This window comes from Armatimonadota bacterium, from assembly GCA_031460175.1.
Taxonomy (GTDB): Bacteria; Sysuimicrobiota; Sysuimicrobiia; order Sysuimicrobiales; family Sysuimicrobiaceae; genus Sysuimicrobium; species Sysuimicrobium tengchongense.
In genome coordinates this window covers 278,320-293,270 of record JAVKGW010000002.1, presented here as the reverse complement: position 1 = coordinate 293,270, position 14,951 = coordinate 278,320, and the positions used below count along the sequence as shown (strand labels likewise).

14 protein-coding genes and 1 tRNA gene are annotated in these 14,951 nt (G+C 68.6%); 12 read left to right on the top strand and 3 right to left on the bottom strand.

Annotated features, from left to right (window positions below; translation table 11 throughout):
• Positions 1-61: 61 nt before the first annotated feature.
• From QN206_04145 to QN206_04120, 6 genes are read left to right on the top strand one after another with little or no spacing between them, the layout of a single operon-like run.
• Positions 62-1,045, top strand: a complete 984-nt coding sequence (locus tag QN206_04145; protein MDR7613994.1) for a TAXI family TRAP transporter solute-binding subunit — start codon at positions 62-64, stop codon at positions 1,043-1,045.
• Between the two features lie 17 nt (positions 1,046-1,062).
• Positions 1,063-1,806 (top strand): hypothetical protein, encoded by a 744-nt coding sequence (locus QN206_04140; protein ID MDR7613993.1) that lies wholly within the window; start codon positions 1,063-1,065, stop codon positions 1,804-1,806.
• A 7-nt stretch (positions 1,807-1,813) separates the two neighbouring features.
• On the top strand, positions 1,814-2,593 hold the full coding sequence (locus QN206_04135) for a hypothetical protein (protein ID MDR7613992.1): 780 nt from the start codon (positions 1,814-1,816) through the stop codon (positions 2,591-2,593).
• Positions 2,594-2,596: 3 nt separating this feature from the next.
• Complete coding sequence (locus tag QN206_04130; protein ID MDR7613991.1) at positions 2,597-3,421, top strand: hypothetical protein; 825 nt, start codon at positions 2,597-2,599, stop codon at positions 3,419-3,421.
• The gene (locus tag QN206_04125) at positions 3,418-4,167 is read left to right on the top strand and encodes a sigma-70 family RNA polymerase sigma factor (protein ID MDR7613990.1); all 750 of its coding nucleotides are present in this window, start codon (positions 3,418-3,420) and stop codon (positions 4,165-4,167) included. The genes QN206_04130 and QN206_04125 overlap by 4 nt, the downstream gene beginning before the upstream one ends.
• A gap of 10 nt (positions 4,168-4,177) precedes the next feature.
• A complete protein-coding gene (locus QN206_04120) occupies positions 4,178-4,534 on the top strand; it encodes a roadblock/LC7 domain-containing protein (GenBank protein MDR7613989.1) in 357 nt (118 codons plus the stop codon).
• A 4-nt stretch (positions 4,535-4,538) separates the two neighbouring features.
• Here the strand turns inward: QN206_04120 and gspE are convergent, their stop codons facing one another.
• Positions 4,539-6,842, bottom strand: coding sequence for a type II secretion system ATPase GspE (gspE, locus tag QN206_04115; GenBank protein ID MDR7613988.1), 2,304 nt, complete (start codon positions 6,840-6,842; stop codon positions 4,539-4,541).
• 193 nt (positions 6,843-7,035) lie between these two features.
• Between gspE and QN206_04110 the strand changes: the two genes are divergently transcribed.
• The 3 genes from QN206_04110 to QN206_04100 are packed head-to-tail and all read left to right on the top strand — an operon-like array spanning position 7,036 to position 10,981.
• Positions 7,036-8,574 carry a DnaB-like helicase C-terminal domain-containing protein gene (locus QN206_04110; protein ID MDR7613987.1) on the top strand — a complete coding sequence of 513 codons (1,539 nt, stop codon included), beginning with the start codon at positions 7,036-7,038 and terminating at the stop codon, positions 8,572-8,574.
• A gap of 16 nt (positions 8,575-8,590) precedes the next feature.
• Positions 8,591-9,748, top strand: a complete 1,158-nt coding sequence (locus QN206_04105; protein ID MDR7613986.1) for a type IV pilus twitching motility protein PilT — start codon at positions 8,591-8,593, stop codon at positions 9,746-9,748.
• Between the two features lie 15 nt (positions 9,749-9,763).
• Positions 9,764-10,981 (top strand): type II secretion system F family protein, encoded by a 1,218-nt coding sequence (locus QN206_04100; protein ID MDR7613985.1) that lies wholly within the window; start codon positions 9,764-9,766, stop codon positions 10,979-10,981.
• Here the strand turns inward: QN206_04100 and QN206_04095 are convergent.
• Positions 10,978-11,559 (bottom strand): DUF2939 domain-containing protein, encoded by a 582-nt coding sequence (locus QN206_04095; protein ID MDR7613984.1) that lies wholly within the window; start codon positions 11,557-11,559, stop codon positions 10,978-10,980. The two genes, QN206_04100 and QN206_04095, sit on opposite strands and share 4 nt — an antisense overlap.
• A gap of 36 nt (positions 11,560-11,595) precedes the next feature.
• Here QN206_04095 and QN206_04090 point away from each other — a divergent pair.
• The 3 genes from QN206_04090 (at position 11,596) to QN206_04080 (ending at position 13,942) form a co-directional block, all read left to right on the top strand.
• Positions 11,596-11,672, top strand: a tRNA-Pro gene (locus QN206_04090).
• Between the two features lie 52 nt (positions 11,673-11,724).
• Positions 11,725-12,717: a zinc-dependent alcohol dehydrogenase family protein gene (locus QN206_04085; protein ID MDR7613983.1), complete on the top strand. Its 993-nt coding sequence runs from the start codon at positions 11,725-11,727 to the stop codon at positions 12,715-12,717.
• 64 nt (positions 12,718-12,781) lie between these two features.
• A complete protein-coding gene (locus QN206_04080; protein MDR7613982.1) occupies positions 12,782-13,942 on the top strand; it encodes a VLRF1 family aeRF1-type release factor in 1,161 nt (386 codons plus the stop codon).
• Here the strand turns inward: QN206_04080 and QN206_04075 are convergent.
• Positions 13,930-14,931, bottom strand: coding sequence for a CapA family protein (locus tag QN206_04075; GenBank protein MDR7613981.1), 1,002 nt, complete (start codon positions 14,929-14,931; stop codon positions 13,930-13,932). The genes QN206_04080 and QN206_04075 overlap by 13 nt on opposite strands.
• Positions 14,932-14,951 lie beyond the last annotated feature (20 nt).

The window sequence follows — 14,951 nt, the reverse complement described above, 5'->3', positions numbered from 1 at the left end:
AAGGCCGGAGGGGATTCGGGAGCGGGGGATGGAAAATCCATAGGCCTGAGGGGGGATACGCTTGCGTGGGGTCCGGTTCCTCATCGTGCTGGCTTTGGGCACGGCCATCGGCATCGGAGGAGCAGGGGCGCAGCCCCGCCGCTTCATCAACATCGCCACGGGCGGGACCGCGGGGGTGTACTTTCCCCTCGGCTCCGCCCTGGCCCGGATGTGGACGGAGCGGGTTCCAGGCGTCCAGGCCACGGCGCAGGCGACGGGCGCCTCCGTCGCCAACATCCGGCTCATCAGCCGGGGAGACGTGGAGGTGGCCTTCGCCCAGAACGACATCGTGTACTACGCCTACCATGGCGTCGAGATGTTCAGCCGGGACCCCCAAACGCGTCTGCGGGGCATGGCCATGCTGTACCCCGAGACCGTCCAGGTGGTCACCCTGCAGGGCAAGGGGATCCGCTCCATCGAGGACCTGGTGGGAAAGCGGGTGGCCGTGGGGGCTCCGGGGAGCGGGACGGAGGTGAACGCCCGCCAGATCCTGCGGGCCTACGACATCGGGTACGCCCAGACCCGGCACATCCACGGACTCGCGAAAACCGTGATCGCGGAGTTCCTCAGCTTCGCGGAGGCCGCGGATCAGCTGAAGGACGGGGTGATCGACGCCGCCTTCCTCACCGCGGGAATCCCCACCGCGGCCATCCAGGACATCGCCGCGGTCCGCGACATCCGGATCCTCCCCATTCCCGCCGGGGTCCTGGCCCGCCTCCGGGAGCGCTACCCGTACTACACGCCGCAGACGATCCCGCCCAACACGTATCGGGGACAGCCGGAAGCGGTCCCCACCGCGGCGGTGATGGCCATGCTCATCACCCGGGCGGACTTGCCCGACGCTCTCCTCTACGAGCTCACCAAGGCCCTGTGGGAGAACGTCGCGGTCCTCCATCAGGCGCACGCACGGGGGCGGGACATCCGGCCGGAGACCGCCCGCCAGGGGATGCCCATCCCGATGCATGCGGGGGCCCTACGGTACTACCGGGAACGGGGAATCCGGTAGACCCTTGGGAGAGGGCGATGATCTCCGATCCTGTAGGGCAGGAGGGAGGGCGGCTGGTGGATCTTCTGAACGAGGGGCTTGAGGCTCCGCCCCTCTACCAGGATCTCGCCACCGCCTACACGGACCTGGAGGGCCTGATGGCGTTCCTGCGACGCCGGTCCTTCAGCGGGGTGATCGCCGTCCGGTGGCCGCAGCGGGCCTATCACCTCCTCTTGTTCCGGGGCAGGGTCCGCTATGCTCGGACGCCCTCCGGAGCCCTGGCGGAACCGGAGACGGCCGTGGCCCTCCTGGTCCGGGAGGGCGAGCAGCCGGAGGGCGTCGTCTCCGTCCATCCCCTGCCGGAAGAGCTCTTTCCCGAGGCATGGATCGAACCCCCGGAGCCCCAGCCCGTGCCCTCGGAACCTGCATCGGAGGTCCTCCCAGGAGGCGGACGGGAAGCGCCGGGCACAGAAGGTGTGGAGGTCTGGGTGGGGGTGCTAGAAGGCCTGTTTCAGCGGTATCGGAAGCTCGCGGGCCCGGGGCCAGCCCGCCAGCTGGAGGCGGAGATCCAGGCGGTCCTCTCCGGGACCGGAGGGTCCTTTGTGGGAGGACGGCTCCAGGGTTCCGTGGAGATCCCCTTCCTGAGGGCCGCGGTCGCGCGCTGCGCGGAGGTCATCCGGGAGGTGGCCGGCCGGGCGTTCCTGGCGCGCGCGGTGCAGGGCCTGCTCCGGGAGATGGGAGTGACCGACCCGGATCTGTCTAGGCGGATCACGGGATCCTGAGGACGAGATGCGCCGGTTCTACTTCTTCGGGGGAGTCATCGCGGTCCTGTTCCTGCTGGCCACGTGGGCGGTGCTGGAACGTCCTCTGGGAATCGCGGCCAGAGAGTGGCAGGCGCTCCGGGTCCATGGGGCCCTCGTGCTGTTCCCCTTCCTCGCAGCCCTCTCGACCTTCGGGACCGCCCGGGCCTACCGGCCCGAAGACCGGGAGCGGCGGGTATGGTTGGGGCTCTCCGTGGCCTTCCTTCTCTGGGCCCTGGGACGCGTGGCCTTCGCCCTCCACCACTACAGGGGAATGGGAGGGCGCTCGCCCGAGGGCGATGTGTTCACCGCGGCGTTTTTCCTGGTCGTCCTGGCTGCGGTGGGGGGAGAGGTGAGACGGATCCGGGGACTGGGCCTGCTCACGAGACCTCAGCTCGCCTTTCTGGCCGTGGTGGGATTCGCGGTGCTCGCCCTGGGAGCTGCCCTCTTCCTGCGGCCCGTGCTGGGCCAAAGCCCGCTGACGACGCGGGATCTTGTGGGTCTCCTGTTCGCCTTCCTCGCCGTCCTCCTGGTGCCCCTCGGCCTTGCGCCCGCGGTCGCCTTCCTGGGGGGACTGTGGAGCTACGCCTGGGCCCTCTTCTCGGCAGGGATGCTGTGCCTCGCGGTGGGCATCATGTGGCTGGTAAATGCGGTGTTCTACGGAACCTGGTTCGAAGGGCATCCCGGCAACATCCTGGAGATGGCGGGGTTCGCCCTCCTGGCCGCCGGGGGCATGTGGCACGAGGCCATCTTGCGGACGGAAGGTTGACCCATGTTGGAGCGGCTCCCGGTAGGCCGGACGGTGGAACGGCGGCTCCTTCCCTCGGCCTCGGAGATGCAGGAGCTGCTCGCAGCCCTGCACGGGCAGACCTTCCACGGAGTGGTGCGCCTCCGGGGACCGGATTGGGAAGCAGCCCTCGTGGTGCAAGCACAGGAGACTCCCTCTGCCCTGTTCGAAGCCGGCAGGATACTGGTCCAGGACCCGGAGGCGACCCGGCAGATCCTCCGGCTCCTTGAGGAGGGGAACGCGGAGGCGGAGGTGATGGCCCTTCCTCCGCCGGTAGTCTCCATCCTCCGGCGGATGACGAGAGGTCAACTCCTGCACCGGGATCTCTCCACGGAGTTCATCCGGCTGGCCTCTCTCCACCATCGCCTCCTGCAGGAGGGATTCCAGGGGGTGATGGTGGTCCGGGGGACCGGATGGTGGGCGTTCTTGTCCCTTCCCGCCTCCCAGGCCCTGTACTACGACCGGGAGGCGGCGAGCGAGCGGGACCCGGCCGGGCTCGTCTCCGAGCTCGCCCTTCTGCCCGCGGAGATAGACATTTGGAGGGCCTCCGAGGAGCCGGAGGCGCCCTGGACCTCCTTCCGGGGAGATGAGGTGTTTATCCCGGCTCCTGGCCTCCATCTCCAGGAGGTCGTGGAGGCCCTGGGTCCGCTCGCCGGACGGATCCTGGAGCTCCTGGACGGGACCCGGGACCTCCACCGATTGCGGCAGGAGTTGGCCCATCCCCCGGACGAACTGGAACGGATCTTGCTCCAACTCCAGCGGCGGAAATGGATCTACCGGTTTATCCGGCGGCAGAGGACGAGAGCGTGACGGAGGAGGAGGTCGAGGCACTGCTCCGGGAGTACCTCCGTTCCCGGGATCCCATGGTCCAGGCCCGGTTGAGTGCCTGGTTCGAGCCGATGGTGCGCCGTATCGCGTCCCAGTTCCGCGGGTGGGGGGAACCCCTGGAGGACCTGGTTCAGGTGGGGCACGTGGGGCTGCTGCAGGCCCTGAACCGGTATGACCCGGGGAAAGGGGTCCCTTTCCGGAGCTACGCGGCGGCCCTGGTGGCTGGGGAGATCCGACACCATCTGCGGGACCACGGTCGCCTCATCCGGCTTCCCCGGTGGCTGGGGAAGGTGCTGAGGGAGATGGACCGGGCCGTGGAGGCCTTCTGGACCACCCGGGGCCGGCCCCCCACCGTGGAGGAGCTGGCGCGGGCCATGAACGTGGCGCCGGAGGGTGTGGAACGGATCCTGCGGCTGCGGGCCATGCGAACCCCCCTGGTCCTGGAGCCGGAGGAGGTCCGGCGGTTGCGGGCTTCCCTGCGACATCAGCGATACGAGAGCTTTCAACTTCCCATCGAGGACCGCATCACGGTTCTGGCGGCCCTGGAGCGGCTGCGGGAGGTGGAACGGAAGGTGATCTACGCCCTGTTTTACCTGGACCTGACGGAGACGGAAGCTGCCCGATGGCTCCGGATGTCCCAGCGACAGATCTCCCGGGTCCTGCACCGGGCCCTGGACCGTCTGAGCGTGCTTGTGCGAGCGGCGATGCCCCGCGAGGACAAATCCTAGGAGGGGGAAGATGACGGATCTGCGTACGATCCTGGCAGAGCTCGCCCGGGTGGATGGAGTGGCCGCCGCCCTGGTGGTGGGAAGGGATGGGTTTCTGATCGGGGGGGTGAGCGCGGAGGAAGACCTGGATCTGGAGGCGGTGGGCGCCGTGACCGCGAGTGCGCTCGGGGCCTCGGAGATCCTGTCCGCGGACCTCCGGCGGGGGCAGCTGGTGAGCGTGATGCTGGAGTACGAGGACGGGGTGGTGGTGGTGGCACCCGCGGGGCAGGAGGCCATGCTGGTGGTCGTCACCACCGGCTCGGCCACCCTGGGGCGGGTGCGACTGGAGCTCCGGAAGCGCCGAGCGGCCGTGGTGGAGGCGCTTTAGCCCCCTACGCCTCCGTGCTGTACACCACCCGGAGGACCTCCTCCACGGTGCTGAGCCCCTCCAGCACCTTCTGGAGACCGTCCTCCCGCATGGTGCGCATCCCTTCGGAGCGGGCCGCCCCCCGGATCTCCGTGGAGGGGGCGCGGGCGAGGACCAGGGATCGGATCCGGTCGCTCACCACCAGGAGTTCGAACACCCCCACCCGCCCCTTGTACCCCGTGTGACGACACGCCTCGCAGCCCGCTCCCCGGTACAGGACCACTTCTTCCTCCACCTCCGCCAGGTCCTCGCTCAGCCGGCGGACGGCCTCTCCCGGAGCCCGATAGGGCTCCTTGCACCGGGGGCAGACCTTCCGGGCCAGCCGCTGCGCCATCACCCCGATGACGGAGCTGGCCACGAGATACGGCTCGATGCCCATGTCCAGCAGGCGCGTGAAGGCACTTGCCGCGTCGTTGGTGTGGAGGGTGCTGAACACCAGGTGGCCCGTGAGGGCCGCCTGTACCGCCAGCTCCGCGGTCTCCCGGTCCCGGATCTCCCCCACCATGATGATGTCTGGGTCCTGACGGAGGATGGAGCGGAGGGCGGTGGCGAAGGTAAGCCCCGCCTTCGGGTTCACCTGCACCTGGTTGATTCGAGGGAGCTGGTACTCCACCGGATCCTCGATGGTGATGATGTTCTTCTCCAGGGTGTTGATCTTCGTGAGGGTGGCGTACAAGGTGGTGGTCTTTCCGCTCCCCGTGGGGCCCGTGATGAGGAGCATGCCGTACGGCTTGGTGGCCAAGCGCTCCCAGGTCTCCTGGACATCGCTGGCCATGCCCAGCTGCCCCAGCTGGATGAGCGCGCCGGACTGGTCCAGGATCCGCATCACCACCTTCTCCCCGAACATGGTGGGGAGGGTGGAGACCCGCAGGTCGATCTCCCGACCGTCCACCCGCAGGTGGATGCGGCCGTCCTGCGGTCGGCGTCGTTCCGCGATGTCCAGGTTTGCCATGATCTTGATCCGGGACACCAGGGCGGCTTTGAGGTTCTTGGGAGGGCTCAGGACGTCGTGGAGGACCCCGTCGATCCGGTAGCGCACGTGGATCCCGTGCCGGTAGGGCTCGATGTGGATGTCCGAAGCCCCCTCCCGGATGGCTTGGTCGAGGATGAGGTTCACAAGCTTGACCACCGGCGCCTCGTCCACCATCTGGCGGAGCCGGTCCAGGCTGATCTCCTCCTCGACGGGGGCTTCGGGGCCCACTTCCACGTGCGCGGTCTGCTCCAGGAGGGAGCCCAATTGGTGGTGCTTGTGGATGGCCTGGAGGAGCTCCTCCTCCGTGGTGACCCGGGGCTCCACGTCGAGACCGGTGATGAGCCGCACGTCGTCCAGGGCGAGGAGGTTCAGGGGGTCGACCAGGGCCACCAACAGCTTATCGCCGTTCCGGGCATAGGGCAGCACCTTGTGCCGGATGCACAGGTGGTGCGGTACCATCCGCACCACCTCCGGATCGACTCCCGCGGAGGAGAGAGCGACATAGGGGTAATTCCACTGGATCCCGATGGCCTTTGCCAGGTCCTGCTCGGTGATGACCCCCATGGAGACCAGGATGCGCCCCAGCTTCTCCCGGGTGCGCTCGTGGATCGCGAGGGCCTGCTCCAGCTGTTCCTCCGTCACGAGGCCCATGCGGAGGAGGATGCGCCCCAGGGGTTCCCGCTTCCCCAGCGCGGGTCCCCCAGGACGCGTGGGCGGGCGGTCCGTGGGGCGCGTGGGCCGGGGAGGAGTCTGGGATACCCGCGCCGGCAAGCCCGCTCCCCCCTCGTCCACCGCGTCCGGGGCGGTGTCCTCCATCCTCGCCTCCGCCCGGACCTCCACCGTGGAGACGGAGGCGGATCCCTCTTCTGCCTCCGCGGCCGGGGCCTTAGGGCTCGCGGGAGGTGCTGCGCCATTTTCGTTCCCCTCCAGGGCCCGGGCGCGGGTCTCCACCTCCTGGGCGGCCTGTTCCATCCCCTCCCTCCGGTACAACGCCCCCAGGGCCCGGAGAACCCCCGCGGCCTCCTTCGCGGTTCCGCTCTTCAGGTACAGCTCCGCGAGGTCCAGGTAGACGGAGGGGTCCTCGGGATCCAGTTCCAGGAGGTGCTTGTAGTCCCGGATGGCGTCCAGAAGACGGCCGTTCCGGAGATGCCGCGTGGCTTGGTGGTACCGGAAGGCGCACTCCAGCGTCCGGTTCCCCGGTGGGAGCCTGAGGAGGTTCTTGTACATCTGGATGAGGGTGCTCCCTTGAGGGTCCGATCCGTCCCTTCGGGTGAGCGCGTCCTCCACTTTGGCCATGTCCGCTACCTTGCTGTCTACTATAGCAAGATCCATGCCAGGATCCCAGGGTCGCGGCCTTCCCGGGACGTGCCCCCGATGGTCTCTCCGCGGAGTCGAGGAGGGGTCCGGTAGGGGGACGCAGAACCCTCTGGCGGTGAGAGTGGAACGGAACTTGCATTACCCTCCGGTGGCCCCGGAGGGAGGGGGGAGAATGGACTTCGAAGCGGCGGAGCTGATGGTTCTGAGCGGGATGGTGGCGGACCGCCACCTCCTGACCCTGGCCCTGGACGAGGGATTCAGTCCGGAGCTGCTGAGCCACCCCGTCATGCAGCGGTTGGGACGGGTCCTCCTGGAGGCCTGCCTGACCCGGGGGATGGCGTTGGATGCGGTGACCCTGACCGCGCACCTGCAGGAGCGGGGACTCCTGACCCCGGAGATGGAGAAGGCGGTGGCGGCCCTCTCCGTGACCCGTCCTCCCACCGCGGCCCAGCTGGTGGCCTATCTGGAACTGCTGAAGGGCCGGGAGAGCCGGAGGCGGTTGGAGGCGGTGGAGCAGCGCATCCAGGAGTTCCTCCAGCGCAGTCCCGGAGCGGGAACCCACGAGATCCTGCAGTTCACGGGGGAGGTGATCACGGAGCTCTTCGAGCTCCAGAAGCGGAGGCTGCGAAAGCGTCTGGTGCCCGTGAGCGAGCTCCTGCAGGACCTCGTGGAGCACGTGCGGGATCCCCAGCGGGCAGGGATCCTGGGATACTCCATCTCCCCCTTCGATCGGCTTAACCAGGTGCTGTCCGGCTTGCGTCCGGGATTCTACTACGGGCTGGCAGGAGCACCCCGGCGGGGCAAGACGAACCTGGTGCTCCAGATGGCCAGCTACGTGGCCCGGAACCACCGGATTCCCGTCCTCTACTACAGCTGGGAGCAGACGGCCCAGGTGCTGGCCGCCCGCCTGCTGGCGAAGGAGCTCCTCGTGAATCCCGCGGACCTTCTCAGCGGCAACCTGGACCGTACGCCCGCACTCCTGGCTTCCCTGCGGCGGGCGGAGGAGAATGTCTTCCAGTACGCCCCGTACTTCTACCTCATCGAGGCAGGCCGGAAGGATACCCTGGACCGGATCAAGGTCCACGCCTACAACGTGATGCAGGAGCACGGCACTGACCAGATCCTCATCTGTCTCGATTACCTCCAGAAGATCCCCCTCCCGCAGCCCATCGAAGACGACAAGGCCCGTACGGACCTCATCAGCAGCCAACTGGCGGAGCTCAGCCTGGAGCTGCGGGCGCCCGTCGTGGCCATCTCCCCCCTCGACAAGGAGGGGTGTCGGCTGGATGAGAAGCCCGCGGAGGAGGAGCTCGGAAGCCCCTACGCGCGGCCCACCATGCACCACAGCGTGGGCTCCGGGGACCTGGAGTACGACCTGGACGTGGCCATGGTGCTGGTGAAGGACTGGAAGGCCACCCAGGATCTGCGGGAGTACCTGGAATCCAAGGCGCGACAGGAGGGGATCGATCCGGATACACTCCCGAAGATCGATATCCTTAACCTCTTCATCGACAAGAACCGGGATGCGCCGGAGGCGGAAGCGAACATCGTGCAGTTCGCCTTCTTCGTCACCCTGAACCGGTTCGTGGAGATCGGCTTCAAGCTGGAGAAGGAATACCGGGGCGACTACCGGGCCTTCGCCAAGATCGTGGAAATGTACAACGTGCTGCGGGAGTCGGGGCTCCTGAGGCCCCAGCCTGCCGCCTTCTAGCATCTGGAGGAAGGACATGGAGATCCACGAGCTGCTGCAGTACGCGGTGGACCATCAGGCCTCGGATCTCCACCTCACCGCGGGGATCCAGCCCACCCTGCGCATCTGGGGGCGACTGGTGCCCATGGCCCACTACCCCGTGCTCACCCCCGAGGACACGTACCAGCTGGCCTACAGCATGATGAACGCGTTCCAGAAGCAGAAGTTCGAGCGGACCTGGGAACTGGACCTCTCGTACGGGGTGAGCGGGTTGGGGCGGTTCCGGGTCAACGTCTACCGGCAGCGAGGAGCGGTGGGGATAGCCATCCGGGTGATCCCTCACCGGATCCCCAGGATCGAGGATCTCAACCTCCCCCCGATCCTCGTGGAGCTCACCCGGCGGCCCCGGGGGCTCATCCTGGTCACGGGTCCCACGGGTCAGGGGAAGTCCACCACCCTGGCGGCCATGATCGACCGGATCAACGAGGAGCGCAGCTGCCACATCGTCACCATCGAGGATCCCATCGAGTACCTGCACGAGCACAAGCGGAGCATCGTAAACCAGCGGGAGCTGGGGTTCGACACCCAATCCTTCCCGAATGCCCTGCGGGCGGTCCTCCGGGAGGATCCCAACGTGATCATGGTGGGAGAGATGCGGGATCTGGAGACCATCGCCCTGGCCCTCACCGCCGCGGAGACCGGGCATCTGGTGCTCGCCACCCTGCACACGGGAACCGCGGCGCAATCCATTGACCGGATCATTGATGTCTTCCCGCCCCACCAGCAACAACAGATCCGGGTGCAGCTGGCGAACGTCCTGGAGGCGGTGATCAGCCAGCAGCTTCTGCCCAACCAGCTGTTCCTGCGCCGGTACGGGAGCCCGGAGCAGCTCCCGGTGGCCCGGCGGGAGCGGGGGGTGAGCACGGTTCCCCGGACATGGCCCACCCTGGAGGAGGTGGGACGGGTACCCGCGGTGGAGGTGATGATCGCCACACCCGCCATCCGCAACCTCATCCGGGAGGGGAAGACCCATCAGATCGACGCCGCGGTCCAGACGGGACACCAGCACGGGATGCAGACCATGGACCAGTCCCTGCGGGACCTCTACGAGCGGGGGCTCATCTCCTTCGAGGACGCCATCAGCCGGGCCATCCGGCCCGACGAACTTCGGAAGATGATCGCGGGGCACCGGTAGGGAGGAGGTGAGGCTGTGGCCGTCTTTCAGTACACGGCGCGGGATCAGATGGGCCGGGTGATCACGGGAGTCCTGGAGGCGGAGAACGGAGCCCAGGTGGCGAGCCGGCTGCGGGAGATGGGGCTTTTCATCACGGCCATCGAGCCCCTGCGGACGGGTCCGGGGGAGGCCCGCGGCCTGTTGGACCTCCTGCGAGGGATCAGCCTGCGGGAGCTCGCCCTCATGAGCCGGCAGTTCGCCACCATGGTGAACTCCGGGCTCTCCCTGGTGCGGGCTCTGAGCATCCTGGAGCAGCAGGCCACCAACCCGAAGCTACGGCGGATCCTGGCGCAGGTGCGGGCGGACGTGGAGCAAGGGCGAGCCCTGGCGGACGCCATGGCGAAGCACCCGCAGGCCTTCAGCTCCCTGTACGTGAACATGGTGCGGGCCGGGGAGGCGGGCGGGGTGCTGGACGACGTGCTGCAGCGCCTCTCCACCTTCCTGGAGAAGGAGTACGCGCTGCGCCAGAAGATCAGGTCCGCCATGGTGTACCCCGTGATCCTGGCCGTGGTGGCTACCCTGGCGCTCCTCTTCATGACGGTGTTCATCATCCCTCAGTTCGTGGTGTTCTATCGGGAGCTGAATGTCGGCGATCTCCCCGTGCCCACCCAGATCCTCATGTGGGTGAGCCTCATGATCCGCTCCTTCTGGTACCTCTGGGTCCCCGCCCTGGCCCTGGGTGCCTACGGGCTCAGGCGGTGGATCCGGACGCCGGCCGGGAAGGCGTGGTGGGATCGGGCAAAACTGCACCTACCCCTGTTCGGGCCCCTCGTGCAGAAGGCCATCCTGGCCCGGTTCGCCCGGACCCTGGGGACCCTCCTGGGTGCCGGAGTGCCCCTGCTGCAGGCCTTCGAGGTGACGGGGAAGGCGGTGGACAACGTGGTGGTGGAGGAAGGCATTCAGAAGGTGCGGAGCAGCATCCGGGAAGGGGAGAGCATCGCGGTTCCCCTCTCCTCCATCCAACTGTTCCCTCCCATGGTGGTGCAGATGGTGCGGGTCGGGGAGGAGGCGGGGAACCTGGACGAGATGCTGGTGAAGGTGGCGGACTTCTACGACACGGAGGTGGAGGCCACGGTGGGGGCCCTGGCCAGCACCCTGGAGCCCACCATGATCGTGTTCATGGCGGCCGTGGTGGGGGCCATGGTGATCTCCCTGTACCTGCCCATCTTCAAGCTGGTGGCCCAGGCGGGCTAGCGGGTCCGGGGGGCGAGGAGGCCCCGGAGCCAGGCGTGGTCCACGGCCACAATGACCCACCGGCCGTCGGCGCGGGCCAGCACCAGCTGCATGGGAGGGGATGGGCCCAACACGGACAAGCGGATCTTGCCTTCGGGAAGCGCCTCGAATCGCACGAGGGCGAGGACCGCGGCGACCGTCAGGGGAAGCCCACCCCACCGGGGAAGATGGACCGGCGCATCCGGGGTGCCGAGGGCGATCCGGCGCACCATCTCCCGGATCTCCGCCTCCACCCGTCGCTGGGCGAGGGGGCGGGCAAGGCCGAAGGCGGCCCGGAAGAATGGGCGCAGCCAGGGAGAGAGGGGAAAGCGATCTGGATCACCCGTCCGTTGGGCGATCCAGATCTCCTCGAGGGCATCCACCACGGACGCGGCGAGGGAGGGGACGTGGATCCACCGGAGCGCCGCCTCGGGATCTCCGGAGCGCAGGGCGTGCGCGAGGCCGATCACGTCGTCGTAGGGGCTGTTGTAGAAGTAGCCCACGCCCACGAAGAGCAGAAGGACGAGCAAGGCCAGGACGACCGCGCGGATCCCACCCATGCGACCTCCTCCATGATATAATCCTCCTAGCCGCGTCGGGCCGTGGCGCAGCCTGGGAGCGCACCTGAATGGGGTTCAGGAGGTCGCCGGTTCAAATCCGGCCGGCCCGACCAGGAAAGGCTGTGTCCCTCATCCAGCCATTCGCCCGCGGGTTCTCGGGGAACCATGCGGGCCATGGTCCTTGTGAGCCCCCGCTCTCCCCTCCAGCTGGCGGAGCGGGAGGTCCCCGCCCCGCGAGCGGGCCAGGTCCTCCTCCGGGTGCACGCGTGTGGGGTCTGCCGCACGGACCTCCACATCCTGGACGGGGAGCTTCCGGCACCCAAACTTCCCCTCATCCTCGGGCACCAGATCGTGGGGGTGGTGGTGGAGCCGGGGGAAGGGGTGGAGGGGGTTCAGGAGGGCGATCGGGTGGGGGTTCCCTGGCTGGGCTGGACCTGCGGGGAATGCCGGTACTGCCGGCGGGGACAGGAGAACCTGTGCCCGCAGGCCCGGTTCACCGGCTACCACCTGGATGGGGGATACGCGGAGTACGCGGTGGCGGATGTTCGCTACTGCTTCCGGATCCCCGAGGGATACCCGGATCTAGAGGCCGCACCGTTGCTGTGCGCGGGGCTCATCGGCTACCGCTGCCTGCGGATGACGGGGGACGCGGAGCGGTTGGGGATTTACGGGTTCGGAGCCGCGGCCCACATCGTTACCCAGGTCGCCCGGTTCCAGGGACGCCGGGTGTTCGCCTTCACCCGCCCGGGAGATCTGGATGCCCAGCGGTTCGCACAGGAGCTGGGCGCGGCGTGGGCTGGGGAGGCGAGCCAGCCCCCTCCCGAAGAGCTGGATGCCGCCATCCTGTTTGCCCCCGCGGGGGAACTCGTCCCCGTGGCCCTGCGCGCGGTTGCTCCGGGTGGAGTGGTGGTGTGTGGCGGGATCCACATGACGGACATCCCCTCGTTTCCGTACGAGCTCCTGTGGCGCGAGCGGGTGCTGCGGAGCGTGGCGAACCTCACCCGGCAGGACGGGGAGGAGTTCCTGGACTTGGCGCCTCGGGTACCCGTGCGCACGGAGGTACAGCCCTATCCCCTGGAGGAGGCCAACCGGGCCCTTGAGGATCTCCGGACAGGCCGCATCCGCCGCGGGGCCGCGGTCCTGGTGGTCCGATCCTGAACGTCCTTGCGTGCCGAGGGAGCAGGGAGGATACTGTTCCGAAGCACGGCATCGGAGGTGAGGGATGTTCGAAGTGGAGGATCTGGAAGCCCTCATGAGCCTGTCCCGGCGGGACGTGTTCTCCGTCTGCCTGGACGTGGACCCCACCAAGCCCGAGAACCAACGGCCTGAACCTGCTTGGCGCATCTGGGCCCGGCACGCCCTGCACGAGGTGGTGGAGAGGCTCCCGAAGGAGGAGCGGCGCCCAGCCCGGGAGGTCGCGGATCGCATCGTCCAGCACCTCCGGGACAGCCGGCCCCAAGGTCGGGGCCTTGCGCTCTTCGCGGCCACGGACCTGTGGAAGGAGTATCCGCTGCCCGTGCCGCTCCCCAACCGGGTCCGGTACGGCCGGCCGGACGTGTGGCCCTTGCTGTGGGCCTCCGACGAGTACCAGCCGCACGCCATCCTCATCGTGCACCGGGATCACGCGCGGCTGCTGGTGGCCTATCTGGGATCCGCGAGCCTGATCGAGGAGGAAACCCTGGAACTCGATACCGCCAGCTGGCGGTTCACCGCGGGGCGCCCCCCAACCTTCACCGGGCGCCTGGGCACCGGCGCCACCCGGGGCGCGCAGCGGGATACCTTCGATGCCCGGGTGGATGACCACCTGCGCCGGTTCTGGGCGGGGGTGGCGGAGGCGGCCGCGCGGTTCGTGGAGGAACGCCGCGTGGAGCGGCTTCTCCTCGGTGGTCCGGAGGAAGCCGCCTTCGGCGTGCGGGAGCATCTCCCGGAATCCGTGGCCCGGAAGGTGGTGGCGGTGGTCCCGCTTCCCTCACCGCTGGAGGAATGGCCACAGATCCGGGACCGGATCCTGGCGGTGGCACGGCAGGCGGAGCGCCAACGCGAGGCGGAGCGGATTCAGGAACTGGTGGACCGGAGCGGACAAGGGGAAGGGGTTCTGGGACTGGAGCCCACCCTGGAGGCCCTCGTGCGGCGGCAGGTGCGGCTCGTGGTGGTGGATCGGGAGCTGGAGACGGAAGTGGTGGAGTGCCCCAGCTGCGGATACGTGGGCGTCCGGCCCGCGCAGGCCTGTCCCGTGTGCGGGGCGACGGTGGTGCACACCTGGCTCACCCAGGTCCTGCCCCTCCTCGCGCACCGGAACCACGCGGGGATGGAGCTCGTTAACCCGCAGCCCATCCTGCGGTCGCACGGCGGCATCGGCGCCCTGCTCCGCTACCCCACCTGACCTGCCGATTCCAGCCGGAGCTCCAGGCCCTCCGGGGTCTGCCGGAGGTGGGTGCCGAAGGCCGCGCTCAGCGCCCGCATGCGTTCACAGATGGCCTCGAACTCCTCCCCGCGGGCGAGCTGTACCCGGGCGTAGCGCAGCCGGACGGGGATCAGGCGCAGGCGGCGCGGGAGGGCATGCGGATCGAGGTCCACGAGGAACACGAAGGACCAGTCGTTGCGCAGGTCCGGGTCCACCGCGTAGTCGTCCAGGAAGTCCCCCGTGTCGTAGAGCACGAGGCGTTCCCCGATCCGTTCCACCCCCTGAAAGAGGTGGGCGGAGTGCCCGTGCAGGAGGTCCACGCCCCGGCTGGTCACCGCCCGGGCGAAGGCCCGGAAGGGGGCAGGGGGCGCGAGGACCATGTTGGGCCCCCAGTGCAGGGAGAGCACCACGAGCTGCGCCCCTTCCCTCCGGGCCCGGGCCACCCATCCCTCCACCCGACCCAGGGTCTCCGGGTCCGCCCGGATCTCCAGGTAGTTGGTGCCCGGCTGCTCCGGCCCCGCGGCAAAGGGCGGCTCGTTGTCCGTGGCGGAGACAACCCCCACCCGGATCCCGCCGACCTCCACTAGGGCGGGAGCCTCCGCCTCCTCCCGGTTGCGACCCGCGCCCGCGTGCGCGATGCCGGCCTCGTCCAGGTACCGGAGGGTATCCAGCAACCCCGGGATGTCGTAGTCCAGCACGTGGTTGTTCGCAAGGCTCACGTACCGGATGTTCCCGGCCCGGAGGACCTCCACCGCCGCAGGGTCCGCCCGGAAGTAGAAGACCTTGGGGGTCTTCCCCCACGGGCGACGGTGCGTGGTGATGGCGCACTCCAGGTTGGCGAACACCGCGTCCGCGGCCCGCAGCACGGGCAGCACATCCCCCCAGAACCACTCGGGGGGACGTCGCGGGATGACCGCGTTGACGCCGCGGCCCAGCATCACGTCTCCCACGAGGGCCAGGGTGGGCATGGCCTCAGATTTTCATTCGC

Bases quoted from the DNA above. Each gene is read 5' to 3' on its own strand.
- QN206_04120 (MDR7613989.1), top strand. From the start codon at position 4,178: ATGACGGATCTGCGTACGATCCTGGCAGAGCTCGCCCGGGTGGATGGA.
- QN206_04075 (MDR7613981.1), bottom strand. From the start codon at position 14,931: ATGCCCACCCTGGCCCTCGTGGGAGACGTGATGCTGGGCCGCGGCGTC.
- gspE (MDR7613988.1), bottom strand. From the start codon at position 6,842: ATGGCCAAAGTGGAGGACGCGCTCACCCGAAGGGACGGATCGGACCCT.
- QN206_04135 (MDR7613992.1), top strand. From the start codon at position 1,814: ATGCGCCGGTTCTACTTCTTCGGGGGAGTCATCGCGGTCCTGTTCCTG.
- QN206_04130 (MDR7613991.1), top strand. From the start codon at position 2,597: ATGTTGGAGCGGCTCCCGGTAGGCCGGACGGTGGAACGGCGGCTCCTT.
- QN206_04105 (MDR7613986.1), top strand. From the start codon at position 8,591: ATGGAGATCCACGAGCTGCTGCAGTACGCGGTGGACCATCAGGCCTCG.
- QN206_04110 (MDR7613987.1), top strand. From the start codon at position 7,036: ATGGACTTCGAAGCGGCGGAGCTGATGGTTCTGAGCGGGATGGTGGCG.
- QN206_04085 (MDR7613983.1), top strand. From the start codon at position 11,725: ATGCGGGCCATGGTCCTTGTGAGCCCCCGCTCTCCCCTCCAGCTGGCG.
- QN206_04080 (MDR7613982.1), top strand. From the start codon at position 12,782: ATGTTCGAAGTGGAGGATCTGGAAGCCCTCATGAGCCTGTCCCGGCGG.
- QN206_04095 (MDR7613984.1), bottom strand. From the start codon at position 11,559: ATGGGTGGGATCCGCGCGGTCGTCCTGGCCTTGCTCGTCCTTCTGCTC.
- QN206_04140 (MDR7613993.1), top strand. From the start codon at position 1,063: ATGATCTCCGATCCTGTAGGGCAGGAGGGAGGGCGGCTGGTGGATCTT.